General features: G+C 72.3%; 21 protein-coding genes. 3 read left to right on the top strand and 18 right to left on the bottom strand.

Annotated elements, in window-relative coordinates; genetic code table 11:
- Positions 1-9 precede the first annotated feature (9 nt).
- On the top strand, positions 10-1,194 hold the full coding sequence (locus JTN19_RS13380; protein WP_206933605.1) for an MFS transporter: 1,185 nt from the start codon (positions 10-12) through the stop codon (positions 1,192-1,194).
- A 32-nt stretch (positions 1,195-1,226) separates the two neighbouring features.
- Positions 1,227-2,363 (top strand): S-(hydroxymethyl)glutathione dehydrogenase/class III alcohol dehydrogenase, encoded by a 1,137-nt coding sequence (locus JTN19_RS13385; protein ID WP_206933606.1) that lies wholly within the window; start codon positions 1,227-1,229, stop codon positions 2,361-2,363.
- Between the two features lie 4 nt (positions 2,364-2,367).
- Here JTN19_RS13385 and JTN19_RS13390 read toward each other — a convergent pair whose 3' ends face one another.
- From JTN19_RS13390 to JTN19_RS13405, 4 genes are all read right to left on the bottom strand, one after another.
- Positions 2,368-3,810 (bottom strand): amidohydrolase family protein, encoded by a 1,443-nt coding sequence (locus tag JTN19_RS13390; protein WP_206933613.1) that lies wholly within the window; start codon positions 3,808-3,810, stop codon positions 2,368-2,370.
- 11 nt (positions 3,811-3,821) lie between these two features.
- Positions 3,822-4,787 (bottom strand): Bug family tripartite tricarboxylate transporter substrate binding protein, encoded by a 966-nt coding sequence (locus JTN19_RS13395; protein WP_206933615.1) that lies wholly within the window; start codon positions 4,785-4,787, stop codon positions 3,822-3,824.
- A 125-nt stretch (positions 4,788-4,912) separates the two neighbouring features.
- Positions 4,913-6,133 carry an MFS transporter gene (locus JTN19_RS13400; protein ID WP_206933617.1) on the bottom strand — a complete coding sequence of 407 codons (1,221 nt, stop codon included), beginning with the start codon at positions 6,131-6,133 and terminating at the stop codon, positions 4,913-4,915.
- A 98-nt stretch (positions 6,134-6,231) separates the two neighbouring features.
- A complete protein-coding gene (locus JTN19_RS13405) occupies positions 6,232-6,576 on the bottom strand; it encodes a DUF1127 domain-containing protein (protein ID WP_206933620.1) in 345 nt (114 codons plus the stop codon).
- A gap of 174 nt (positions 6,577-6,750) precedes the next feature.
- Between JTN19_RS13405 and JTN19_RS13410 the strand changes: the two genes are divergently transcribed.
- A complete protein-coding gene (locus JTN19_RS13410; RefSeq protein WP_206933622.1) occupies positions 6,751-8,520 on the top strand; it encodes an aminopeptidase P family protein in 1,770 nt (589 codons plus the stop codon).
- Here the strand turns inward: JTN19_RS13410 and JTN19_RS13415 are convergent, their stop codons facing one another.
- The 14 genes from JTN19_RS13415 to murG form a co-directional block, all read right to left on the bottom strand.
- Complete coding sequence (locus JTN19_RS13415) at positions 8,521-8,961, bottom strand: Ohr family peroxiredoxin (RefSeq protein ID WP_206933634.1); 441 nt, start codon at positions 8,959-8,961, stop codon at positions 8,521-8,523.
- A gap of 141 nt (positions 8,962-9,102) precedes the next feature.
- Positions 9,103-11,220 (bottom strand): NAD-dependent DNA ligase LigA, encoded by a 2,118-nt coding sequence (ligA, locus tag JTN19_RS13420; RefSeq protein ID WP_206933636.1) that lies wholly within the window; start codon positions 11,218-11,220, stop codon positions 9,103-9,105.
- Positions 11,217-11,684, bottom strand: coding sequence for a GNAT family N-acetyltransferase (locus JTN19_RS20545; RefSeq protein ID WP_206933644.1), 468 nt, complete (start codon positions 11,682-11,684; stop codon positions 11,217-11,219). The genes ligA and JTN19_RS20545 overlap by 4 nt, the downstream gene beginning before the upstream one ends.
- A complete protein-coding gene (locus tag JTN19_RS13430) occupies positions 11,681-12,151 on the bottom strand; it encodes a GNAT family N-acetyltransferase (RefSeq protein WP_206933646.1) in 471 nt (156 codons plus the stop codon). The genes JTN19_RS20545 and JTN19_RS13430 overlap by 4 nt, the downstream gene beginning before the upstream one ends.
- Positions 12,148-13,830, bottom strand: a complete 1,683-nt coding sequence (gene recN / locus JTN19_RS13435) for a DNA repair protein RecN (protein WP_206933649.1) — start codon at positions 13,828-13,830, stop codon at positions 12,148-12,150. Before recN ends, JTN19_RS13430 begins: the two co-directional genes overlap by 4 nt.
- 6 nt (positions 13,831-13,836) lie before the next feature.
- Positions 13,837-14,688, bottom strand: coding sequence for an outer membrane protein assembly factor BamD (locus JTN19_RS13440; protein WP_206933651.1), 852 nt, complete (start codon positions 14,686-14,688; stop codon positions 13,837-13,839).
- Between the two features lie 78 nt (positions 14,689-14,766).
- Positions 14,767-15,708 carry a UDP-3-O-acyl-N-acetylglucosamine deacetylase gene (lpxC, locus tag JTN19_RS13445; RefSeq protein WP_206933653.1) on the bottom strand — a complete coding sequence of 314 codons (942 nt, stop codon included), beginning with the start codon at positions 15,706-15,708 and terminating at the stop codon, positions 14,767-14,769.
- Positions 15,709-16,114: 406 nt separating this feature from the next.
- The gene (ftsZ, locus tag JTN19_RS13450) at positions 16,115-17,617 is read right to left on the bottom strand and encodes a cell division protein FtsZ (protein ID WP_206933655.1); all 1,503 of its coding nucleotides are present in this window, start codon (positions 17,615-17,617) and stop codon (positions 16,115-16,117) included.
- Between the two features lie 112 nt (positions 17,618-17,729).
- A complete protein-coding gene (ftsA, locus tag JTN19_RS13455) occupies positions 17,730-19,031 on the bottom strand; it encodes a cell division protein FtsA (RefSeq protein ID WP_206933657.1) in 1,302 nt (433 codons plus the stop codon).
- A complete protein-coding gene (locus JTN19_RS13460; RefSeq protein WP_206933667.1) occupies positions 19,028-19,918 on the bottom strand; it encodes a cell division protein FtsQ/DivIB in 891 nt (296 codons plus the stop codon). The genes ftsA and JTN19_RS13460 overlap by 4 nt, the downstream gene beginning before the upstream one ends.
- Positions 19,908-20,831, bottom strand: coding sequence for a D-alanine--D-alanine ligase (locus tag JTN19_RS13465; RefSeq protein ID WP_206933669.1), 924 nt, complete (start codon positions 20,829-20,831; stop codon positions 19,908-19,910). The genes JTN19_RS13460 and JTN19_RS13465 overlap by 11 nt, the downstream gene beginning before the upstream one ends.
- Entirely contained in the window at positions 20,828-21,700 is an 873-nt protein-coding gene (gene murB / locus JTN19_RS13470; protein WP_242531138.1) for a UDP-N-acetylmuramate dehydrogenase, read from the bottom strand. Before murB ends, JTN19_RS13465 begins: the two co-directional genes overlap by 4 nt.
- 4 nt (positions 21,701-21,704) lie before the next feature.
- Positions 21,705-23,147: a UDP-N-acetylmuramate--L-alanine ligase gene (murC, locus tag JTN19_RS13475; RefSeq protein ID WP_206933673.1), complete on the bottom strand. Its 1,443-nt coding sequence runs from the start codon at positions 23,145-23,147 to the stop codon at positions 21,705-21,707.
- The gene (gene murG / locus JTN19_RS13480; protein WP_206933674.1) at positions 23,147-24,277 is read right to left on the bottom strand and encodes an undecaprenyldiphospho-muramoylpentapeptide beta-N-acetylglucosaminyltransferase; all 1,131 of its coding nucleotides are present in this window, start codon (positions 24,275-24,277) and stop codon (positions 23,147-23,149) included. The genes murC and murG overlap by 1 nt, the downstream gene beginning before the upstream one ends.

Consider the following 24,277-nt stretch of genomic DNA (forward strand, 5'->3'; position numbering starts at 1 on the left):
AAAGGCCCCATGCCCATCTCGCGCACCAGCGACCGCGCGCTGATCTTCGGCATCGCGATCAACCAGGTGCTGGGCTGGGGCACGCTCTTCGTGCCCTTCACGCTTTTCATCGAACCCATGGAGCGCGAGCTCGGCTGGGCGCGCGCCTCCATCAGCGGCGCGCTGACGCTGGGGTTGCTGCTCTCGGGCTTGGCGGCGGTGCATGTGGGCCGCTTCGTGGACCGCAATGGCGGGCGCCTGCCGCTGGGCCTGGGGGGCATCGCGGGGGCGCTGGTGCTGGTGGCCTGGGCGCTGGTGGAAAGCCTCTGGGCCTTCTACCTCATCTGGTTCGCCATGGGGCTGGTGCAGGCGACCGCACTTTGGGCGCCGGCCATGGCCGTGGTGGTCTCGCTGGCGCGACAGCCCATGCGCGTCATCACCGGCATCACCTTCATCACCGGCTTCACGGCCACCATCTTCATCCCCCTGGCCGAGGCGCTGATCCAGTCGCTGGGCTGGCGTGGCGCGCTCTGGGTGCTGGCGGCCATCCAGTGCTGCGCGGGGCTGCTGGCGTTGTGGCAATTCCAGGGCGCGCGGCCGCCGCCGCCGCGCGCGGGGGCCGCGCCCTTCACGCTGCGCGCCACGCTGCGCCGCCCGGCCTTCTGGGGCCTGGCCCTTGTGCTGTCCGCGCATTCCTTCGTGGGGGTGGGGCTGGCCGCGCATCTGGTGCCGCTGCTGCGCGAAAGGGGCCTGGACGAAGTGAGCGTGCTGTGGCTCGCCGCGCTGCACGGGCCCTTCCAGGTGGCGGCGCGGGGCTGCCTCTTCGCGCTCGGTCCCCGCGCGCGCATGGCGGTGGTGGGGATGATCTGCACGGTGCTGATGCCCGCCGCGATGGTGTGGCTGGCGATGGTGCCGTCCACCTTCGGCTGGATCCTGGTCTTCACCATGGGCTGGGCGGTGGCGGATGGCCTCATGTCCATCGTGCGCGCGGGCGCGCCCGCCGAATTCCTGGGGCGCGAGGGCTATGGCGCCGTCACCGGCGCGCTTGCCATGGCCAGCGCCCCCATGCGCGCCTTCGCGCCGCTCATCGTCGCTCTCGCCTGGCAATGGGGCGACAGCTACACGCCCGCGTTGTGGATGCTGGCCGTGGTGGGGCTGCTGGCGCTGCTGGGCTTCGTGATGGCGCTGTTGGACCGGGGGCGTGCGGCTGGCTAAGTTGCGCCGGTGATTCGCGAAGGAAACGCCCGATGAAGACCCGCGCCGCCGTGGCCTGGGAGGCCGGCAAGCCCCTCTCCATCGAGACCATCGACATCGAGGGCCCCAAGCCGGGCGAGGTGCTGGTGGAAGTGATGGCGACCGGCATCTGCCACACCGACGCCTACACCCTTTCGGGCGCGGACCCGGAGGGCCTCTTCCCTGCCATCCTGGGCCATGAGGGCGCCGGCATCGTGCGCGAGGTCGGCGCGGGCGTCACCTCGCTGAAGCCTGGCGACCATGTCATTCCGCTCTACACGCCCGAATGCCGGCAGTGCAAAACCTGCCTGAGCCAGCGCTCCAACCTCTGCACCGCCATCCGCGCGACGCAGGGGAAGGGGGTGATGCCGGATGGAACGTCGCGCTTCCGCTGCGACACGCCGCGCGTGGCGGGCCGGGCGGACAACGCCATCATGCACTACATGGGCTGCTCCACCTTCGCGAACTTCACCGTGCTGCCCGAGATCGCGCTGGCCAAGGTGCGCCCGGACGCGCCCTTCGACGTGATCTGCTACATCGGCTGCGGCGTCACCACGGGCATCGGCGCGGTGGTGAACACGGCCAAGGTCTGGCCGGGGGCGACGGTCGCGGTCTTCGGCCTGGGCGGCATCGGGCTGAACGTGATCCAGGGCGCGAAGCTGGTGGGTGCCGACAAGATCATCGGCGTGGACATCAACCCCGCGCGCGAGGCCATGGCGCGCGAATTCGGCATGACGCATTTCGTGAACCCGGATGTGGTGGGGCGCGACCAGGTGATCCAGGCCATCCAGGACCTGACCGATGGCGGCGCCGATTTCAGCTTCGAATGCGTGGGCAACACGAACCTGATGCGCCAGGCGCTGGAATGCACGCATCGCGGCTGGGGCACCTCCATCATCATCGGCGTGGCGGCGGCGGGGCAGGAGATTTCCACGCGCCCCTTCCAGCTGGTCACGGGCCGCAACTGGCGCGGCACGGCCTTCGGCGGCGCGCGCGGCCGCACCGACGTGCCGCGCATCGTGGACTGGTACATGGAGGGGAAGATCCGCATTGACCCGCTGATCACCCACCGCCTCAAGCTGGATGAGATCAACACGGGCTTCGACCTGATGCACAAGGGCGAGAGCATCAGGTCGGTGGTGATCTACTGAAGGGCTAGCCGCTATTCGACACCGGCTGCATGGCGACGCGCGTCGCGCCATCGGCCACATGGGCCGGCAGCGGCCGGAACCCCTCGGGGATTTCGATCCCCGGGTTTTCCGCGAAGAGCCGCGCCCAGGCGCGCGAGGCGATCTCCTCCGCCTCGGCCACGATCGCGGCCTCGTCCATGGTCAGCACCACGCCGTCGCGCATCACCCATTCGCCATCCACCATCACGTCCGAGACGTCGCTCGCCTGCCCCTGGTGAACAAAGGCCGCCACGGGCCGCAGGAAGGGTGCCAGATGCGCGCGGTCCACCCGGATCATGATCAGGTCCGCGAGGTTCCCCTCCGCCAGCCACCCGCCGCCCGCGATGCCCATGGCCTTGTAGCCGTTGCGCGTGGCCCAGCGCAGCGCCTCCTCGGGCGTGGGGTTGCGGCCATCCTGGCGGCGCACGCGCTCCATGAAGAGGCCCGTGCGCATCACCTCCACCATGTCCTCGGCCATGTTGTCCGTGCCCATGGCGATGTTGCAGCCGGCCTCTTCCATCTCGCACACGCGGGGTGAAAGCCCCCGCCGCGCCGCGATGGCGGAGTTGAAGGCCACATGTGCCTTGTGTTTCCCCAGCACCTTCTCCTCGAAGGGCGCCATGCAGCGGCAATGCGCGCCGATCATCCGGTCATGGATGAAGCCGATGCTGTCCAGGAACTCGCTGGGCAGCATGTTGTGGTGTGCCTTGATGGCCGCGACCTCGCCCCAGATCTGGTTGAGGTGGATGGTGCAGACCGTGTCCAGCTCCTGCTGCAGCGCCCGCAGCTCGCGCAGCAATTCCGCCGAGCACACATCGGGCGCCCAGGCCGAGACGCCCACCGTGATGCGCCCCTCGCCTGCGCCATGCCATTTCGCGTGCAGGTCGCGGATGCGCTGCACCCCGCGCGCGCCCAGCGTCGGGTCGCGCCGGAACTCGGAGGGGTCGCCGATGGAGGCCCCCGCCCGGTCCCAGGCGCGCTCGGCCAGCAGCATCCGCAGCCCCGTGTCGAGCATGGCCTGGGCATAGCCCTCGATGCCCGCCGCATCCTCCAGCACCGCCGTGGTGCCGGAGCGGATGGCTTCCAACGCACCCAGCTGGCACATCACCTTCTGCTCATGCGCCGTCATCGGCGGCAGCGGGATGGGCGAGAGCCCGCCATCGAAGGGCGGCTGGTGCGGCGGCGAGAGGTCCTCGAAGACCCCGCGCGCCATCGTCATCACCAGATGGGTGTGGATGTTGGCGAAGCCCGGGAACACGGCGCGGCCGCGCGCGTCCAGCACCTCGGCGTCCGGGAAGCGCGCCGCCATCTCCGCGGCCGGGCCGAGCCCCGCGATGCGCCTTCCCTCGATGGCGATGGCGCCGCCATGCCAGATGGTGTTCGCGTCATCGCCGGTGACGATGGTCGCGTTGGTGATGAGCAGCGCCATGGACCCGTTCCCTATTCCGCCTGGATGTTCGCCTCGCGCACCAGGCGCGTCCAGCTCTCGCGCTCGGCGGCCATGCGGCGGTCGAGTTCCGCGCCCGGCGCGAAATCCGCCAGCGAGCCGAAGGAGAGCAGCTGCGCCTGAATCTCGGGCAGGCCGATGACGTGGCGGAACCCGTCCTCCAGCGCCTGGCGGCGATCGGCGGGGATGCGGCGTGGGGCGATGATGCCGTTGAAGCCGATCACGCCCCAGTCGGTGCCGGCCTCGCGCGCGGTGGGGATGTCGGGCAGGTTCGGGTGGCGCGCGGGGGTGGAAATGGCCAGCACCTTCACCCGCCCCGCCTCATGCGCGCCGCGGAAGACGCCGTAATTGCCGATCATCATGTGGACATCGCCCGCCAGCAGCCCGGCCAATGCCGGCCCGGTCCCGCGATAGGGGACATGCGTCATGGAGACGCCGGCCGCCCGCCGCCAGCTTTCGTAGAAGAGATGCGGCCCGGACCCCACGCCGGCCGAGCCGAAGTTGAAGGCATCCGGCCGCGCCTTCAGCAGCGCGGTCCATTCGGCCAGGGTGCTGGCCGGCACATTGCCCGCGATGACCAGCACCACCGGCCCGGCCGTGAGCTGCGCCACGCCCACGAAGTCGCGCTGCGTGTCGAAGGGCAGGTTCGGATAGAGCGCATGGGTGATGCCGAGATTGCCCGCATCGCCCATGAAGATGGTGTAGCCGTCGGGCTCCACGCGGGTCATGTATTCCATGGCGATGTTGCCATTGGCGCCGCCGCGGTTCTCCACGATGACCGGCACGCGCAGATGCTCGGACAGCCGCTGCATGATGGGCCGCCCCACCGTGTCGGTTCCGCCGCCGGCGGGATAGCCGATGACGACGCGGATGGGGCGGTCGGGGAAGGCGCCCTGGGCGCGGGCGATGGCGGGCAGCGTGAGGGCGGGGGTGGCGAGCAGCAGGCTGCGGCGGTTCATGGGATGGTCCTCCGGGCGGGTTGGCCAAAGCGGACCACCGGCGGCGACCCCCGCACACCCCGTAAACTCCCGTAGAAGACCCGGCCCCGGCCCCGTTCTGCCCAGGCGATGGGCAGGGCGTGCCGTCAGGCGGGCAGGGGGCGCGCGCCAGGGGGCTTCGTCATCCAGTTCAGCACGCTGGCCGTCAGCCCCACCACGATCATCACCGGCCAGAAGGCGTCGTAATTGCCGGTGACGCCGAGCAGCAGCGCGCCGGCGCCCGCGCCCAGGAAGCCGCCGATCTGGTGGCTGAAGAAGCACACGCCATAGAGGGCCCCCAGATCCCCCACGCCGAAGCGCCGCGCGATGGCGGCCGAGGTCAGCGGCACCGTGCCCAGCCAGACGAAGCCCATCACGGCGGCGAAGACCATGGTGCCCCATTCGGTGGGCGTGGCGATGGCGAAGAGCGCGATGGCCACCGTCCGCACCAGGTAGATCCAGCCCAGCCCCGTCTCCGGCTTGATGCGCGAGGACAGCCAGCCGCAGAACCAGGAGCCCGGGATGTTGAACAGCCCGATCAGCATCAGCGCCGTCATGCCCAGGCTGGGCGCCAGGCCGCACAGCGCGATGTGCGAGGGCAAATGCGTGGTCAGGAAGGCGAGCTGGAAGCCGCAGGCGAAGAAGCCGCCCGTCAGCAGGGCGAAGTCGCGGTCGGCCAGCGCCCGCTTGGCGAGGCCCGGCAGCCCCATCAGCCCCGCGGCCGGCGCGCCCACACGCGGGGCGGGCCGCCATTCGATGTTGCGCGCGATGGGAATGATGAGCAGCGCCGTCACCGCCAGCATGGCCAGCGCGCCCGCCGAGCCCAGCCAGCCGATGGCGCCGAAGGTGATGGGCACCATGGCCGCCTGCCCGAGCGACCCGCCGGCGCTGGCGATGCCGATATACTCGCCCCGCTTCTCCGGCGGCGCGAGGCGCCCGATGGCGGCCAGGGCCAGCCCCGTCCCCGCGCAGGCCACGCCGAAGCCCGAGAACAGGCCGATGCCCAGCAGCACCATCGCATTGGTGGGGAAGAGCGCGGGCAGCCCGCAGCCGATCAGGTAGAAGACGCCGCCCACCGCCATGACGCGGCCGGAGCCATATTTGTCGGCCATGCTGCCCGAGACGGGCTGGGCCAGGCCCCAGGTCAGGTTGTGCAGCGCGACCGCGAGGCCGAAGGCCCAGGGGGCCACAGCATGCTCGGCGGACATGGGCAGGAGCAGCAAACCATAGGTCTGCCGGATGCCCATGGCGAGGGAGGAGGTGGCCGCCGCCCCGATGATGGCCACCCAGAGGATGGTCTTGGCCGATCGGGCGGGGGCGTTTTGCATGAGCGAAAGCTGAGGCGAAGCGTCAGCCTTGCACAAGAAAGAACCGCGCCGGGGCAGTCATGCACCCGGCGCGGGGCGGAAGCGACCAGTGGGCCCGTTCAGGCCGCGTGGCGGGTCCCGGCCACGTCATTCGCCGCCTGAGGGAAGGGGCGGGCGGCGATCTCGTGAATATTGCCGCGGGCGATGCCGATATCGGCGAGCGCGCGGTCGCTGAGCTGGCTCAGCTCCTCGGCGGTGCGGTTGCGGCGCTGCATCGCGGCGAAGCCACGGGCCAGGGCCTGGAAGGCGCCCGTGATGGCTGCCAGGATGACGCTGGCGCGGAGGGCACGCGCGCGGGCGGTCAGCACCTCGGCGCGCTCGGCGGGGCCGAGGCGGTCGAAATGCGGGTAAGGCATCAGCATCGCGGCTTCGGCCGGGGTGATGCGGGAGTCCATGAGGTCCATCCGAATATCTGTGGGCGGTCATCGCCCGGGTTCTGAAGGCGGCGGCGCCGCTCTCGTGAGGGAGGATGTAGGGGGGAATTGCGTCTTGTGGTTGCGCTATGCTGCGACTGCACACATGCGTTTGACGCATGTCTTTCTGTGGACACATGCCATTATGACGGAACTGAGGCATAGATGAACGAAAAGTTGCACCGCCTCGCCGCCCTGCGCGAGGCCTTGGCCGCCCGGGGTGTCGCGGGCTTCCTCGTCCCGCGCGGCGACGAGCATCTGGGCGAATACGTCCCGCGCGCCGGCGAACGCCTGGCCTGGCTGACCGGCTTCACCGGCAGCGCGGGCATGGCCGTGGTGCTGCCGGGCCGCGCCGCCGTCTTCACCGATGGCCGCTACACCACCCAGCTTGCCGCCGAGACCGATGCCGCGCTGTGGGAACGCCGCCACATCACCGAGGAGCCGCCGGCCGAATGGCTGCGCGAGCACGCCCAGGGCCTGGCCATCGGCTATGATCCCTGGTTGCACAGCGAGGCCGCGCTGCAGCGTTTCGCGGGCGTGACGCTCGTCCCCCTCTCGCCCAACCCCATTGATGCGCTCTGGACCGACCGTCCGGCGCCGCCCGCCACCCCCGTGCTGCCGCATGCCCTGGCCCAGGCCGGTGTCACAGGCGCGGCCAAGCGCGAGGCCGCCGCCGCCGCCCTGCGCGCGGCGGGCGAGCAGGCCTGCGTGCTGGCCGATGCCCATTCCGTCGCCTGGCTGCTGAACATCCGCGGCGCGGACCTGGCGCACACGCCGCTGCCGCTGGCCTTCGCGGTGCTGCACGAGGATGCCTCGGTGGCGCTGTTCCTGCACGCGCCCGAGCGCGTGCCGGAAGCGACGCGCGCCCATCTGGGCAACGCCGTCAGCATTTCGCCCCGCACGGCGCTGCCGGGCGCGCTCAGCGCCCTGTCAGGCCGCGCCGTGCGCCTGGACCCCGAGGCCACCCCCGCCTGGTTCGCCGCCACCCTGCGCGAGGCCGGCGCCAAGGTCAGCGCGGGCGAGGACCCCTGCCGCCTGCCCCGCGCCATGAAGAACCCGGTGGAGCAGGAGGGCGCCCGCGCCGCGCAGCTGCGCGATGCCGGCGCCGTGGCGCGCTTCCTCGCCTGGTTCGCCGCCGAGGCGCCGCGCGGCGGCCTGACCGAAATGTCCGCCGCCGCGCACCTGCTGGACCAGCGCCGCCTGTTGCCGGGCTTCGTGGCCGAGAGCTTCCCCGCCATCTCCGGCGCCGGCGAGAATGGCGCCATCGTCCATTACCGCGTCACGCCGGCCACCGACCGGCCCATCCGCCCGAACGAGTGCTACCTCATCGACAGCGGCGGGCAGTTCCCGGACGGCACCACCGACATCACCCGCACCCTCTGGACCGGGCCCGACCCCGCGCCCGCCTCACTCCGCGCCCGCTACACCGCGGTGCTGCGCGGGCATATCGCGCTGGGAACGCTGCGCTTTCCGGAAGGGGTGGCGGGGCCGCATCTGGACGCCATCGCGCGCCGGCCGCTCTGGGACATGGGGCTCGACTACGACCACGGCACCGGGCATGGCGTCGGCAGCTTCCTGTCGGTGCACGAAGGCCCCGCCGCCTTCAGCCGCGCGGCCAAGGTGGTGCCCATCCGCCCGGGCATGATCCTGTCCAACGAGCCAGGCTACTACCTCCCCGGCCATTACGGCATCCGCATCGAGAACCTGCTGCTGGCCCGCCCCGCCGAGCCCCAGCCCGACCAGGCCCGCGCCTTCCTGGAGTTCGAGACGCTGACGCTGGCCCCCTATTGCCGCGCCCTGCTGGACGCGGCCGCGCTGACACCCTTCGAGCGGGGCTGGGTGGACGCCTACCACGCCCGCGTGTGGCGCGAGGTGGGGCCCGGCCTCGATCCGGCCAGCCGGGCCTGGCTGGAGGCGGAGTGCGCCCCCCTCTGATCAGCCGCCCGTGGCCTTGATCTGCACGTCCACATTGCCGCGGGTGGCGTGGCTGTAGGGGCAGATCTTCTCATGCGCCTCCTGCGCCAGCGCCGCCAGTTCGGCCTGGGGCAGGCTCGGGTCCTTCACATGCAGCACGACGGCGAGGCCGAAGCCCCCGCCATCGCGCGGGCCCACCGCGACCTCGGCCGTCACCTCGGCCTTGCTGGCGTCCTTCTTGTGCTGGCGGCCGATGAAATCCAGCGCGCCGGCGAAGCAGGCGGCGTAGCCGGCGGCGAAGAGGTGCTCGGGCGTCGTCGTGCCGTCGCGGCCGGGGCCGCCCATGCCCTTGGGCACGGAGAGGTCCACGGCCACCAGCCCGTCCTCGGTGGCGGTGCGGCCATTGCGGCCGCCCTGGGCGGTGGCGCGCGCGATGGCGAGCGGCTTGATGCTGTCGGTCATGGCGGTTTCTCCCTCTGGAAGGGTGCCATCCTGTCACGCGGCGGGGAGGCGGCCAAATCCGCAACCTGTGCGTGATGGCAGGCGCGTCCGCTCCCCGCGCGCCTCGGGCCCGGCACCGGGCCTAGCGCGCGCGGGCCGGCCTCAGCCGGCGTCCAGCCCGGCCCGTGCCCGGAACTCCGCCTCGCTGAGCACCGTCACCCCCAGTTCCGCGGCCTTGGCGGCCTTGGAGCCGGCATCGGCCCCCACCACCACGAAATCGGTCTTCTTCGACACGGATTTCGTCACGCGCGCGCCCAGCGCCTCGGCCCGCGCCTCCGCCTCCTGGCGGGAGAGGGTTTCCAGCGTGCCGGTGAAGACCAGCGCCTTGCCGGCGAAGGGGCTGTCCTCCGCCGCCACGGCGGCCGCGTCCTCGGGCGTCACCTCGCCTAGCAGATCGTCCAGCGCCTCCTGGTTGTGCGGTTCGGCGAAGAACTCCACCAGCTCCGTCGCGATGGCGGGGCCGATGCCCTGGATGGAGCCCAGCTCCTCCCGCGCCTCGCTGCCGATGATGCGCGCCTCCACCATCCGCGCCCGCAGCGCCGTGATGGACTGGTAGTGCCGCGCCAGCAGCTTCGCATTCTGCTCACCGATACGACGGATGCCCAGGCCATAGAGGAAGCGTTCCAGCGGCACGCGCCGCCTGGCCTCGATGGCGGCGAGAAGGTTCGGCACCTTTTTCGCCTCCTCCGGCCGCTTGGCGTTGGCGCCCCAGCCCTTCCAGCCGCGCATGCGCTCGGCCGCCTGGTGCAGCCGGAAGATGTCGGCGGGGCTTTTGACCAGGCCCTCGGCGTGGAGCAGGTCAATCACCTCCTCGCCCATGCCCTCGATGTCCATGGCGCGGCGGCTGACGAAATGCTTGAGGCGCTCGGTCGTCTGGGCGGGGCAGATCAGGCCGCCGGTGCAGCGCCGCACCACGTCATCGCCCTCGCGCACCGCATGGCTGCCGCAGGCGGGGCAGGTGGTGGGGAAGGCGAAGGGCGGGCCACGTTCCGCGCCCTCAGGGTTCGCGGTGCCGACCACCTGCGGGATCACGTCGCCCGCGCGCTGGATGGTGACGAGGTCGCCCTCGCGGATGTCCTTGCGCGCGATCTCGTCCTCATTGTGCAGGGTGGCGTGGGTGACGGTGACGCCGCCCACGAAGACCGGCTCCATCACCGCGCGCGGCGTGAGCGCGCCCGTGCGCCCCACCTGGATCTCGATGCGGATGAGGCGCGTGGTGGCCTGCTCCGCCGCGAATTTCCAGGCGATGGCCCAGCGCGGTGCCCGCCCCACGAAGCCCAGGCGCTGCTGCCAGTCCAGCCGGTCCAGCTTGTAGACCACGCCGTCAATGTCATAGGCGAGGCCGGGGCGTTCGGCCTCCATCCGCGCCTGGAACTCCGCCGCCTCGGTGATGCGGGCGGAGAGCGGGTTCACCGTGAAGCCCCAGGATTTCAGCCGCTCCAGCCATTCCCAATGGGTGGCGGCCGGCGCCTCGCTCGCCTCGCCCATCGCGTAGGCGAAGAGCTTCAGTGGGCGCTGCGCGGTGATGGAGGCATCCAGCTGCCGCAGCGACCCCGCCGCCGCGTTGCGCGCATTCACCGGGATGGTGACGGCCGGGCCGAGCTTTTCGCCCGCCGCCTTGCGCGCCTCGCGCGCCGCCAGCGCGGCCTCCTGCTGGGCGCGGAAGGCGAGGAAGTCGGGCCGCTCCATGAAGACTTCGCCGCGGATTTCGATGCGGGCGGGGAAGGGGGCCGGCAGTTCGCGCGGCAGGTCGCGCAGCGTCAGCAAGTTGGCGGTGATGTCCTCGCCCTCGGTGCCGTCGCCGCGCGTCGCACCCCGCACGAAAGCGCCGTTCTCGTAAAGCAGGTTCACCGACAGCCCATCAATCTTGGGCTCCGCCACGAAATCCAGCGGCGCATCTTCGGGCAGGCTCAGGAAGCGGCGGATGCGCGCGGCGAACTCCGCGAAATCATTCGCGTCGAAGGCATTGTCCAGGCTGAGCATCGGCGCCAGGTGCCGCGACTTCGCGAAGCCCTCCGCCGCCTTGCCCCCGACCTTCTGCGTCGGGCTGTCCGCCTGCACCAGCTCGGGGTGCGCGGCCTCCAGCGCGCGCAGCTCGCGCATCAGCGCGTCGTATTCGGCGTCGCTGACGCTGGGGGCGTCCTGCTCGTAATAGGCGCGGTCGTGGGCCGCGATCTGCTCGATCAGTGCCGCGATGCGCGCTTCGGGCGTCTCGGTCATGCGGAATCCGCCAGCGCGGCGAAGGCGGCGCCATCGAGGCTGTAGACCTGCAGCGTCTCCCCCTCCGCGCCGATCGCGTCGTAGAAGCCGCGCCCGCCCGCATTGCCGGGCAGCGCGGTCCATTCGAGGTAGCGGCCCCCCTCCGCCTGCACCGCGGCCGCGGCGGCGGCGACCAGCGCGCGGGCCAGCCCCCGGCGGCGGTGGGCGGGGGCCACGTAGAGGTCGCCCATGAAGGCCCCGCGCGCGCCATGGGTGGTCCCGAAGCAGGGGTGCAAGGTCAGGTAGGCGACGGGAGGCGCGCCCAGCACCAGCAGCCGCCCGACCGCGCGCGCGCCCAGGAAGGCATCGCGCAGCGTCGCGGCGTCGGGGCTGCGCGCGGGGTCGTAGCCTTCCTCGGCGTTGAGCGCGCGGACCAGCGCGGCCACGGCATCGGCGTCCCCGGCGGTGAAGGGGCGGGGGGTCACGTCGCGGCCAGGCGCGCCAGCGCCGCCCCCTCGATGATCTCGCCGCTGAAGCGGCCTTCACTGACGGCGCCGATGGCGCGGTAGAAGGCCGTCGCCTCGTCATCGCCCTCATCCACGCCCCACCAGAGGCAGGCGGCGCCGGTGGCCTTGGCCTCGCGTGCCAGCGTGGCCATCAGCGCCCGCGCCGCGCCGCGCCGCCGTGCCTCGGGGCGGACATAGAGGTCGAGAAGCATCAGCGCATCGGCCTGGCGTTCGGCGTCATAGATGGGGGTGGCGGTGGCAAAGCCCACCACCACGCCCGCCTCCTCCGCCAGCCGCAGCCAGGCGCGAGGCGCCTCGCCGAGCAGGTCGCGCAGGGCCGCCTCGGGCGTCATCAGGCGGGCAGGCGGGCCGTCCAGGCTGTTGATGGCGTTGATGAGCTCGGCCAGCTCCGCGGCATCCTCCGGCCTGCCAGTGCGGATCTTCACGCCGCCCCCCGCAGCAGGCTCTCGGCCGCCGCGCGCGCGGCCTCCGTAACGGTCTCGCCCGCCAGCATGCGGGCGATTTCCTCGCGGCGTTCCTCGGGCGCGAGGGGGGTGACGCGCGTCTCCGCCCGCCCGCCGGCGACGGATTTCGCCACCTGCAGATGGCGCGTCCCGCGCGCCGCCACCTGGGGCGAATGCGTCACCACCAGCACCTGCAGCCGTTCCGCGACACGTTGGAGCCGTTCGCCCACCGCCGCGGCCGTGGCGCCGCCGATGCCCGCATCCACCTCGTCAAAGACCAGCGTCGGCACGGGCGAACCCCGCGCCAGCACCACCTTCAGCGCCAGCATCAGCCGCGACAATTCCCCGCCCGAGGCGATCTTCACCAGCGCCCCCGGCGTCTGCCCCGGATTGGTCGCGACCAGCAGCGTGACCCGGTCGGCGCCATCGGCGCCCCAGGCGCTTTCCTCGCGCGGGGCGACTTCCACCACCACCCGCGCGCGGTCGAGCTTCAAGGGCGGCAATTCCTGCGCCAGTGCCGCCTCCAGCGCCGCCGCCGCCTCGCGCCGCAGCGCGGTGAGCGCGGTGGCCGCCGCCACATAGGTCTCGCGCGCGGCCCGCGCGGCGAGGTTCAGCGCGCTGACACGATCCGTCCCGGCATCGAGCGCCGCGAGCCGCCCGCGCAGCGTCTCCAGCAGCGCCGGCAATTCCACCACCGGCACGCCATGTTTCCGCGCGGCCGCGCGCAGCGCATAGAGCCGGTCATCCAGCGCCTCCAGCCTTCGCGGGTCGGGCAGGGCGTCCTGGGCCAGGCGTTCCAGCAGCTGCTCGGCCTCCGCCACCGCGTCCTGCGCCAGGCCGAGGGCGGCCAGCACCGCCTCCTGCCCCTCGCCCACCGCGCCGGGCGGCAGGCGTTCCAGGGCACGGGCGGCGTTGCGGAGCGCGGCGGCCGGGTTGGACCCGCGCCGGTCGCGCGGCTGGAGTTCGGCCAGCGCGCCGGCCAGCGCCTCGGTGCGGCGCTCGGCCGCCTGGAGGTGCTGGCGTTCCTGGGCGAGCGTCTCCTCCTCGCCCTCTTCCGGGGCGAGCTTCGCCAATTCCTCGACGGCGTGGCGCAGCCATTCCTCGTCGCGCAGGGCGGCGGCCACGGCCTCCTCCGCCTCGCGCAGCGCGGCCTCCGCCGCACGCCAGGCGCGGAAGGCGGTGGCGGCCTCCCCGCGCGGCGCGTCCAGGCCGCCAAAGGCATCGAGCAGCGCGCCATGGGTGGCGGGGTCGGCCAGCCCCACCTGGTCATGCTGGCCTTGCACTTCCACCAGCGTGGCGGCGAGGCGCTTCAGCGCGGCGACGCCCACCGGATGGTCGTTCACGAAGGCGCGGGAGCGTCCATCGGCCTGCACCACGCGGCGCAGCACCAGCGCGTCCTCCGCCTCCAGGCCGAGTTCGGCCAGCAGCGCATGGGCGGGGTGGCCGGCGGGCGGCGTGAAGACGGCGGCGACGCTGGCCTGGGCCTGCCCCGCGCGCACCAGCCCCGCCTCGGCGCGTTGGCCCAGGGCAAGGCCCAGGCTGTCCAGCAGGATGGACTTGCCCGCGCCCGTCTCGCCGGTCAGCACCGAGAGGCCGGGGCCGAAGGAGAGGTCCAGCCGCTCGATCAGCACCACGTCGCGGATGGCGAGCGAGGCGAGCATGATAGTCTAGAAGATGTTGCCCCAGGCCCGCCGCAGCAGCCCCGGCCGCGCGGCGTCCGACGGCGCGGCCCCCGGCGTCAGCAGCGCGTAGCTGTCCTGGTACCAGGGGCTGCCCGGGAAGTTGTAGCCCAGCACGGAGGCGGTGCGTGCCGCCTCCTCGCGCAGGCCGAGCGAGAGGTAGATCTCGGTCAGCCGGTGCAGCGCCTCGGGCACGTGGTTGGTGGTCTGGTATTGCTCCACCACGCGGCGGTAGCGGCCGATGGCGGCGTTGAGCAGGCGCTGGCGCTGGTAGAAGCGGCCGATGTTCATCTCGCGCCCCGCCAGGTGGTCGCGCGCCAGGTCCATCTTGAGGCGGGCGTCGCGCGCATAGGCGGTGTCGGGGAAGCGGTTCACCACATCCTGCAGGGCCGCCATGGCGAGTTCGGTCGCGCGCTGGTCGCGCTGCGCGTCGTTGATCTGCTCATAGAGCGAGAGCGCGCGCAGGTAGTGCGCGTAGGCGATGTCGCGGTGCGCCGGGTGCAGCTGGATGAAGCGGTCCAGCGTGCCGATGGCCTCGGTGTAGCGGTTGCGCATGTAGTCGGCATAGGCCGACATCAGCTTCGCGTTGGTGGCCCAGGTGGAGAAGGGATGCTCCCGCTCCAGCGTGTCGAAGATCTGGCCGGCCTGGGCGTAGCGCTGCTCCTGCAGGGCCTGGATGCCGGCGGCGTAGAGCGCCTCGGGCGAGCGGTCCTGCAGGGCGGCGGTGGGGCTGTTGTCGAACAGGGAGCCCATGCGCCCGTCCCAGCCCGTGACGCTGCCGCAGGCCGCGAGGGGCAAGAGGCTGCACAGGAGGGCGAGGCGGGGAAGGGTCTGTCGCATGTGGGGCGTTCTACTCCGGATGGCGGGCTTATACCACGCGCCCGCCGAACGCCGGCAAGGGGGGCCAGAAGCGGGAAGTCAGGCCGCGGTGGCGGCGAGCAGGGCGGGGGCCTCCACCGCCTCCAGCGCATGGCCGGTGACGAGGCGCGTGGCGGCCGGGTCCGCCAGCAGGGCGCGCACCAGGCGGTTGTTCAGCGCATGGCCCGAGCGCGCGCCGCGGAAGCGCCCCGCGATGGGGTGCCCGGCCAGCGCCAGGTCCCCCACCACGTCCAGCAGCTTGTGGCGCACGAATTCATCCGGCCGGCGCAGCCCGCCCGGATTTACCACCAGCGGCCCGTCCACCACCACCGCATTGGCCAAGCTGCCGCCGCGCGCGAGGCCCGCCGCGCGCAGCCGCGCCACATCCTCGGCCAGGGTGAAGGTGCGGGCATTGGCCAGTTCCGCGCGGAAGCTCGCGGTCGAGACGCGCAGGCCGAGCGACTGGGTGCCGATGGCGGTGCCGGGGAAGGCGATTTCCAGCTCGGCGTCGAAGGCGAAGTCATCGAGGGGCGACAGTTCCGCCCAGGCGCCCGTCTCATCCTCGACGCGCACGGTCTTGAGCACCTGGAGCGACTGGCGCTGGCCATATTGCTCCGCCGCGCCGGCGCAGTTGATGAGGAAGATGAAGGGCTCGGCCGAACCGTCGAGGATGGGCACCTCCGGCCCGTCCACCTCGACCAGCGCGTCATCGATGCCGGCGGCGGCGAGGGCGGCCATCACATGCTCGATGGTGCCCACGCGCGCCTGGGGCTCGCCGGGCAGGCCGATGGCGGTGCAGAGCCGCGTGTCCACCACATGGTCGGCGCGGGCGGGGATGGTGAGGCCGAGATCGGTGCGGCGGAAGCTGATGCCGGCGCCGCTGGGGGCGGGCAGGAGGGAGAGCGTCAGCGTCAACCCGCTGTGGAGGCCCACGCCGCGGCAGGAAATCCCCTGCGCGAGGCGACGGCGCCGACCACCCGGAAGCTGCGCGAATCCATCCATGCTGAGCAAAATCCCCGAAGTTGGGCCAAACCGCCCGTGACACAAAAGCCCGCGCATGGCGCGGCGTTCCGGATGACGGTCCTCCCCTGAACCGCGCCCCCGCCCGGAGGGGGAGGCACCGGACCTTGCCCAGTCCTTGCGGCCACAATCGGGCCGCCGGCAAGGTTTCGAGAGCCTGCATGCCAGGGCTGGGCCGCGCAGGCCAGTCAAGCGTTGTTTCCCGATGTTTCCCGCTAAAACCCTGAAAGAGCGCGCCATTTTATTGCCGCATTTGCGGGGGTCAGGCCATCCTGCCCGCGCTCCGCGGCGCGGCCGCGAGGCCGGCCCCAGGCCCTCTTCCTGGCCCGACATGAAAAACCCCGCGGCCTTTCAGCCACGGGGCCCATCGGCACAAAGCCGTGCCGGATCAGTTGCTCATGCGGCGCAGGAAGGTCGGGATGTCGAGGTTCTTCTCATCCGGGCCCGTGGGCGAGGCCGCCTGGGGCGCGGCACGCTGCGGCGCCGGCTGGGGCAGGCCCAGGCCCGGCTCGGCGCGGCGCGGCGCGGGGGCTTCGGGCGCGCGCGGCTGGCGAATCGCGCCCGTCGCGTTGCGGAACAGGCTGCGCCAGCCGGATTCACCGCCATGCTGCGGCGCCGGGCCTTCCATCTGCGCGGGCGCCGCCATCACGGGCGGGGCCACCTGCGGGGCAGGGGTCGGCACGGGCTGCGGGGCCGGCATGTCCTCTTCCTGCGCCGCGGGAACGGGTGTCACGGCCACGGCCGGCGCGGCGGCCTGGCGCAGCAGGCCGGCCCCCGTGGCCTGCACCGGCCGGCGGGCGGGCTGCGGCGGGACGGGGGCGCCGAACGGCCCCTGGGCCGCGCGCGGCGCCGGCGCCTCGACCGGCGCGGGGGCAGGGGTGACGACCGCGAGGCGCGGCGCGCCCGTGGAAGCGGCACTGGCCACGTCAATGCCCGTGGCGACGACGGAGACGCGCACACGCCCGTTCATCGTCTCGTCAATCGAGGAGCCGAAGATGATGTTCGCATCCTCGTCCACCTCGCGGCGGATGCGCGTCGCGGCCTCGTCCACCTCGAACAGCGTCATGTCGAGGCCGCCCGTGATGTTGATCAGCACGCCGCGCGCGCCGCGCATGGAGGTGTCCTCCAGCAGCGGGTTGCTGATGGCGGCCTCGGCGGCCTTCACCGCGCGGTCCTCGCCCTCGGCCTCGCCCGTGCCCATCATCGCCTTGCCCATTTCGGCCATGACGGTGCGGATGTCCGCGAAGTCGAGGTTCACGAGGCCGGGGGCGACCATCAGGTCGGTGACGCCGCGCACGCCCATGTAGAGGACGTTGTCCGCCATGCGGAAGGCGTCCTGGAACGTCGTGCGCTCATTGGCCAGCCTGAACAGGTTCTGGTTGGGCACCACGATCAGCGTGTCCACGAATTGCTGCAGCTCGTCGAGGCCCTGGTCGGCGGCGCGCTTGCGCTTCGGCCCTTCGAAGTCGAAGGGGCGCGTGACAACGCCTACCGTCAGGATGCCACGCTCACGCGCCATGCGCGCCACGACGGGCGCGGCACCCGTGCCCGTGCCGCCGCCCATGCCGGCGGTGACGAAGACCATGTGGCAGCCCTCGAGGTGGCGCGCCAGCTCGTCCATCGCCTCCTCGGCGGCGGCGCGGCCGATCTCGGGCTTCGCCCCCGCGCCCAGCCCCTGCGTGAGGTGCGGGCCAAGCTGCACGCGGCGCTCCGCGCGGCTGTTCACGAGCGACTGCGCGTCGGTGTTGGCGACGATGAAATCAACCCCCTCGAGGCCCAGGTTGATCATGTTGTTCACGGCATTGGTGCCGCCGCCGCCGATGCCGATCACGGCGATCCGGGGCGAGAAATCGGTGTGCTGCGTCACTGGCAGAGTCAGGTTCAACGTCATGGCCTCGGATCTCCTCCCCTCGAGTCTAGACGCGTGCGGCGAGTCGCGTCTCCCCCTCCCGCCGCACTCATCCCCGTGTTCCACATAATCCACAGGCCGTGGATTCGGTTTCTCACAATCTTTCGCGCAACCAGGCGAAAGCGCGCGCCACCACGCCCTTGGGCGCGGCCGGCCCGGGCGTGATGTCGAGCAGCGGGCGCCCCTCGCCCGCGGCCCAGGCCAGCAGCCCGATGCAGCTGGCAAAGGCCGGGCCCGCCGCCGTCTCCGGCAGCCCGCGCACGATTCGCGGCCGGCCGAGGCGCACGGTCACCGGCTTGCCCAGCACGCGGGCGGCCAGTTCGCGCACGCCAATGACCTGCGACGCACCGCCCGTCAGCACCACGCGCCGGCGCAATTCCATGGGCAGGCCCGAGGCTTCCAGCCGGTCGCGCAGCAGTTCGAAGGACTCTTCCAGCCGCGGGCGCATGATCTTCACGATCATCTCGCGCGGGATGCGCGCGATCTGGTCCTCCTCCTCGCCCACCATGGGCACGGGCAGAAGCTCGCCCCGGTCCTCGTCGGATTCGAGGACGCTGCCATGCATGGTCTTCAGCCGCTCGGCGTGGCTGATGGGCGTGGAGAGAACCCGTGCCAGGTCGTTGGTCACCTGCCAGCCTCCCACCGGAAGCTGCGCCGTGTGCAGCAACCGGCCTTCCGCGAAGCAGGCGAGGCTGGTGGTGCCGCCGCCCATGTCCACGCAGATCGCACCCAGCTCGCGCTCGTCATCCACGAGCGTGGCGAGGCCGGCGGCGAAGGGCGAGGCGATCATCTCCTCCGCTTCCAGCTCGCAGCGGTGCAGCGTCTGGCCGAGGTTGAACAGCGCGTGGCTCGCCGCGTCCACCACATGCAGCCGCGCCTGGAGGCGCTCGCACACCATGGCGCGCGGGTCTTCCACGCCGCCCGTCTCGTCCACCATGAAGCCGGCGGGGAAGCAGTGCACCACCTCGCGCCCATCGGCATGGGTGCGGCGCACGCCCTCCTGCAGGATGGAGCGCAGATCGGCCTCGGTCACCGCCCGCCCGCCGATGGGCCAGTCAATGTGATGGATGCGCCCGCCCGGCTGCCCGCAGGAGAGGTTGACGATGACGCCCTGCAGCCGCGTGTCGGCCATCTGCTCGGCGCCGGCGACCGCGGCGCGGATGCTGCGCTCCGCCTCCTCCATGTCCACGACCGAGCCGGCCTTGATGCCGCGCGCCTTCTGCCAGCCGAAGCCCAGCGCGCGCGGCGTGCCGTCGCTCTCGATGCGGGCGATGATGCAGACGATCTTGGTGGTGCCGATGTCCAGTACGCCGAAGGCGCCGGCGCGGGCCCGGCCCAGGCGCAGGCCGCGCGCGGGCGGGGTGTCGGCGGCGGCGTGGCGAATGATCTCGTTCATCCACGTTGTCTCCGGGCTTGCGCGGGGGCGACGGGGGGTGTGGCGGGGGCCTCGGGCGGCAGGCGCACCACCAGGCGGTCGGGCAGGCGCATGTCCACCACCGCGAGCGGACGGTCGAGCAGCCGGTCCTGCGCGTGCAGTTGGGCGAGGCGCTCCACCGCCGCTTCCTCATGGCCTTCGGGCAGCAGCACGTCGGCGCCATTGTGCAGGCGCAGATTCCAGCGCCGTTCGGAGACGCGCACCGCGGCCTCCACCCGGTCCGCGATGGCGGGGTGCTGGCGCAGCACGTCCACGATGGAGGCGGCGGCGGTGTTGGCGCCCACGCCCACCACGAAGGGCAGGGGGCCGAAGGCCTCGAAACGCTCGCTCGCCATCTCGTTGCCGCTGCGGTCAATGACGGAATAGCGCCCGTCCTGCTGCCAGATGGCGAAGGCCTGGCGTTCCTCCAGCCGCACCAGGATGGTGCCGGGCAGGCGGCGTTCCACATGCGCCCCGCGCACCCAGGCGATCTCCAGCAGGCGCGCGCGCGCGGCGTCGGGGTCGAAGTCCAGGATGGCATCGCCCGGCACGGTGCCGATGGCGGTCAGCAACGCCTCGCGCGGGGTGAATTCCCGCCCCTCGACGCGGATTTCCTGCACGACCAGCCCATGGTCGCGCCCCAAATTCACCAGCGCCAGCGCCGCGTCCCGCGCGCGTGCCTCCGGGTCCAGCCGCGCCACCCCCCAGGCCACGCCCGCCAGCGCGCCCAGCCCCAGCAGGCCCATTCCCATGCCGCGCAGGATGCGCCGCTGCCGGCGGAACCAGAGCGCGGCGGCGGAAGGGCGGCGCGGCGGGGGTGCGGCGGCGCGCGACCGGACGGCGACCTTCTTGCGCGGCTCACGCGCCATGCCGCGCCTCCCGCACCATCCAGGCGCAGAGCTCGGGGAAGGGGATGCCCTGGTGCGCCGCCTGTTCGGGCAGCAGCGAGGTGGGCGTCATGCCGGGCTGGGTGTTCACCTCCAGCAGCACGAGGCGCCCGGGCTCGCCCGCCGTATCGTCATAGCGGAAATCCGCGCGGGAGACGCCGCGGCAGCCCAGCGCCTGATGGGCGGCGAGCGCCACGCGCATGGCCTCGGCGGCGATGTCGGCATGAATGGGCGCGGGCAGGAGGTGGCGGCTGCCGCCCTCCGCATACTTCGCTTCATAATCGTAGAAGGCGTGGCCGGTCGCGATCTCGGTCACGCCCAGCGGCCGGTCGCCCATGATGGCCACCGTGATCTCGCGGCCGGGCACGTAACTCTCGGCCATGATGCGCGCGCCGAAGCGCCAGTTGCGCGCCACTTCCGCGCGGCGGTTGTCGCCCTCGCGCAGGATGGTGACGCCGACCGAACTGCCCTCATCCACCGGCTTCACCACATAGGGGCGGGGCAGGGGATCTTCCTGCTCCAACTCGTCCGGCGTCACGATGCGGTGCTGCGCCACGGGCAGCCCATGCGCCTGGAACACCGCCTTGGCCGCGCCCTTGTCCATGGCGACGGAAGAGGCGCGCACGCCCGAATGCGTGTAGGGCAAACCAAGCCAGTCCAGCACGCCCTGGATGCAGCCATCCTCGCCGAAGCGGCCATGCAGCGCGTTGAACACCGCATCGGGCCGCGTCGCGCGCAATGCCGCAATGAGCGCGCCGAGATCCTCTGTCACCTCGATGGGCAGCACGTTGAAGCCCGCCGCCTCAAGGGCGGGGATCACCTGGCGGCCGGTGGCGAGGCTGACCTCGCGCTCGGCCGAGACGCCGCCATGGAGAACGGCCACCGTGGCGCTCATGTCGCTTCTCCAATGCGCTTGATTTCCCATTCGAGGCTGACCCCCGAATGCGCCAGCACCCGCGCGCGCACCTCTTCGCCCAGCGCCTCGAGGTCCGCCGCCGTCGCGCCGCCGGTGTTGAGCAGGAAGTTGCAATGCTTCTCGCTGACCTGCGCCGCACCCAGCCGCATTCCCCGGCAACCGGCCGCGTCAATCAGGGCCCAGGCCTTGTGCCCCTCCGGGTTGCGGAAGGTGCTGCCGCCGGTGCGGGCGCGGACGGGCTGCGTCGCCTCGCGCGCCGCGCGGATTTCGGCCATGCGGGCCGCGATGGCCGCGGCATCGCCGGGTTCGGCGCGCAACCGCGCGCGCACCACCACGCCGCGCGCCGGCAGTTCCGCGTGCCGGTAGGCGAGGCGCAGCCCCGCCGCATCCAGCCGCAGCATGCCCGCCGGCGTCGCGATCTCGGCCCAGTCCAGAACGTCCCGCATCTCGCGCCCATAGGCGCCGGCATTCATCGCCACCGCGCCGCCCAGGCTGCCCGGGATGCCGCAGAGGAATTCCAGCCCCGAAAGCCCCGCGGCCGCCGCATGCTCCGCGATGGTCGCGTCCAGCGCCGCCGCGCCGGCCACCACGCCATCGGCCTCGACCTGCACCGCGCCGAAACCCCGCGCCGGCAAGCGCAGCACCAGGCCACGAATGCCGCCATCGCGGATGATGAGGTTGGACGCCGCCCCCAGCACCGCCACCGGCCCCGCTTCCTCGGCCAGCAGCGCCAGCAGGTCCTCGGCATCGGCCGGGCGCGCCAGCCGCTCCGCCGGCCCGCCCACGCGGAACCAGGTGAAGGGGGCCAGCGGCGCGTCGAAGTCGAGCCGACCGCGCAGCTTGGGCATGGCGTCAAGCACGGCGCAGCGGCGCGATTCGCGCCCCCGCCTTGGCCTGCAGCTCGCCCAGCTGCTGCGGCAGCGCATGCGCCCAGCCGGTGATGCTGCCCGCACCCAGGCACACCACATAATCGCCCGGGCGGGCGATGGCGTGGATCATCTCCGGCAGGTGGTCGGGCGAGGGCAGCGGCACCACGCTGCGATGGCCGCGCGCGCGCAGGCCTTCCACCAGCGAATCCTTGTCCATGCCCTCGATGGGGGCTTCGCCGGCCGCATAGACATCGGCCACGATCACGGTGCCCGCGTCGTTCATGCAGGTGCAGAATTCGGTGAAGAGCTGTTGCAGCCGCGAATAGCGGTGCGGCTGCACCACGGCGATGACATCGCGCGCGCCCGCCTGGCGGGCGGCCTTGAGCACGGCCGCGATCTCGACCGGGTGGTGGCCGTAATCGTCGATGATGGTGACGCCGCCCGTCTCGCCCACGCGGGTGAAGCGGCGCTTCACGCCCTTGAAGCCGGCCAGCGCCTCGCGGATCACGTTCTCCGGCACGTCCATCTCGACGCCGACCGCGATGGCGGCCAGCGCGTTCTGGACGTTGTGCTGCCCCAGCATGGGCAGGCGGAAGGGCTTCATGGTGCGGACGCGCTTGCTCACGCGGTCCTGCACGCTCACCTCGAAGGTGGCGCCCATGCGGTCGGTCAGCAGCTTCTCGGCCCGCACATCGGCCTGGGGCGAGAAGCCATAGGTGACGAGGCGACGATCGAGGCGCGGGATCATCGCCTGCACCGCCGGGTGGTCCACGCAGAGCACCGCGAAGCCGTAGAAGGGGATGTTGCCCACGAACTGCGCGTAACCCTCGCGCATCGCCTCCTCGGTGCCCCAATGGTCCAGGTGCTCGGCATCCATGTTGGTGACGATGGCGACGGTGGAGGGCAGGCGCAGGAAGCTGCCATCGCTCTCATCGGCCTCGACCACCATCCATTCGCCCGTGCCCATGCGGGTGTTGGTGCCATAGGCGTTGATGATGCCGCCATTGATCACGGTGGGGTCGAGGCGCGCGGCCTCCAGAACGGCGGCGACGAGGCTGGTCGTCGTCGTCTTGCCATGGGTGCCGCCGATGGCGATGCCCCATTTGAGGCGCATCAGCTCCGCCAGCATCTCGGCGCGCCGCACCACCGGCAGCAGCCGCGCGCGCGCGGCCTGGACCTCCGGGTTGTCGCGCTTCACGGCGGTGGAGACGACCACCACCTGCGCGGCCCCCAGGTTCGCCGCCGCATGGCCCACGGTGACGGGAATGCCGGCCTCGCGCAGGCGGGCCACGTTGTAGCCCTCCGCGATGTCGCTGCCCTGCACGGAATAGCCGAGGTTGTGCAGCACCTCCGCGATCCCGGACATGCCGATGCCGCCGATACCCACAAAGTGGATGGTCCCGATGGAAAGTGGCAGCGCGCGCATCAGCGGGGCTCCTGGACAGAGGTGGTGCGCGCGGCGCAGTCGAGCACGGCGTCGGCCAATTCCCGCGCCGCCTGGGGTCGGGCGAGGCTTGCCGCATGTCGGGCCGCTTCGGCAAGCCTTTCCGGCGCGTCGAGCCAGGCCGCCAGCGCCGACCCCAGAACCTCCGGTGTCAGCCCGGCCTGGGGCAGCACCTGCGCCGCCCCGCACTCGGCCAAGGCGGCCGCATTGGCGCGCTGGTGGTCGTCAATGGCGGAAGGCAGCGGAATCAACAGCGAAGGCCGTCCGGCGCAGGCCAGTTCCGCCACCGTGGAGGCCCCGGCGCGCGCGATGACCAGATGCGCGCCCGAAAGCCGCCCCGCGATGTCGGGGAAGAAGGGCGAAAGCTCCACCGGAATGCCCGTATCGGCATAGGCCGCGCGCACGCGCTGCTGGTCCTCCACCCGCACCTGCTGGGCCACCAGCAGCCGTGCGCGCAGCGAATCCGGCAGGGCGGCGATGGCGGGGGGAATCAGGTCCGAGAACACCCGCGCCCCCAGCGAACCGCCGATCACCAGCAGCCGCAGCGCGCCGGTCGTCGGCGGGTAGGGCTGGCCCACCAGGGCGGCCAGGGCAGGCCGCACCGGGTTGCCCACATGCCGCGTGCGGGCACCCGCCGGCACGCGCGCCGTGCGCGCATAGGCCAGCGCCAGCAGGTCCGCCCGCTTGGCCAATGCCCGGTTGGCCCGGCCCAGCACCGCATTCTGCTCGTGCAGCACCAGCGCGGGGCGGCGGCGACCCAGCGTGAGGGCGGCCAGCGCGGGCGGGATGGACGGGTAGCCGCCAAAGCCCACCACCGCCGCCGCGTGTAATTCCTTCAGCAGCCGCCGCGCCGTCAGCGTCCCGGCGGCCAACTGGGCCGCCCCGCGCAACCCCTTCACGAGGCCGCGCCCCGCGATGCCCGCGCCCTTCAGCACGAAGCGCTCGGCGGCCGCGAAGGCCGGGCTGTCGAAGGCGGCGGAGCGCGCATCGGTGAACAGCACCACCCGCTGCCCGCGCGCCATCAGTTCCGCGGCCAGCGCCTCGGCCGGAAACAGATGCCCCCCCGTGCCGCCGGCGGCGATGGCGATGGGGCGGATGGCGGGCCCGCGCAT

The sequence above is a fragment of the Roseococcus thiosulfatophilus genome, assembly GCF_017311575.1.
In the GTDB taxonomy this organism is placed as follows: domain Bacteria; phylum Pseudomonadota; class Alphaproteobacteria; order Acetobacterales; family Acetobacteraceae; genus Roseococcus; species Roseococcus thiosulfatophilus.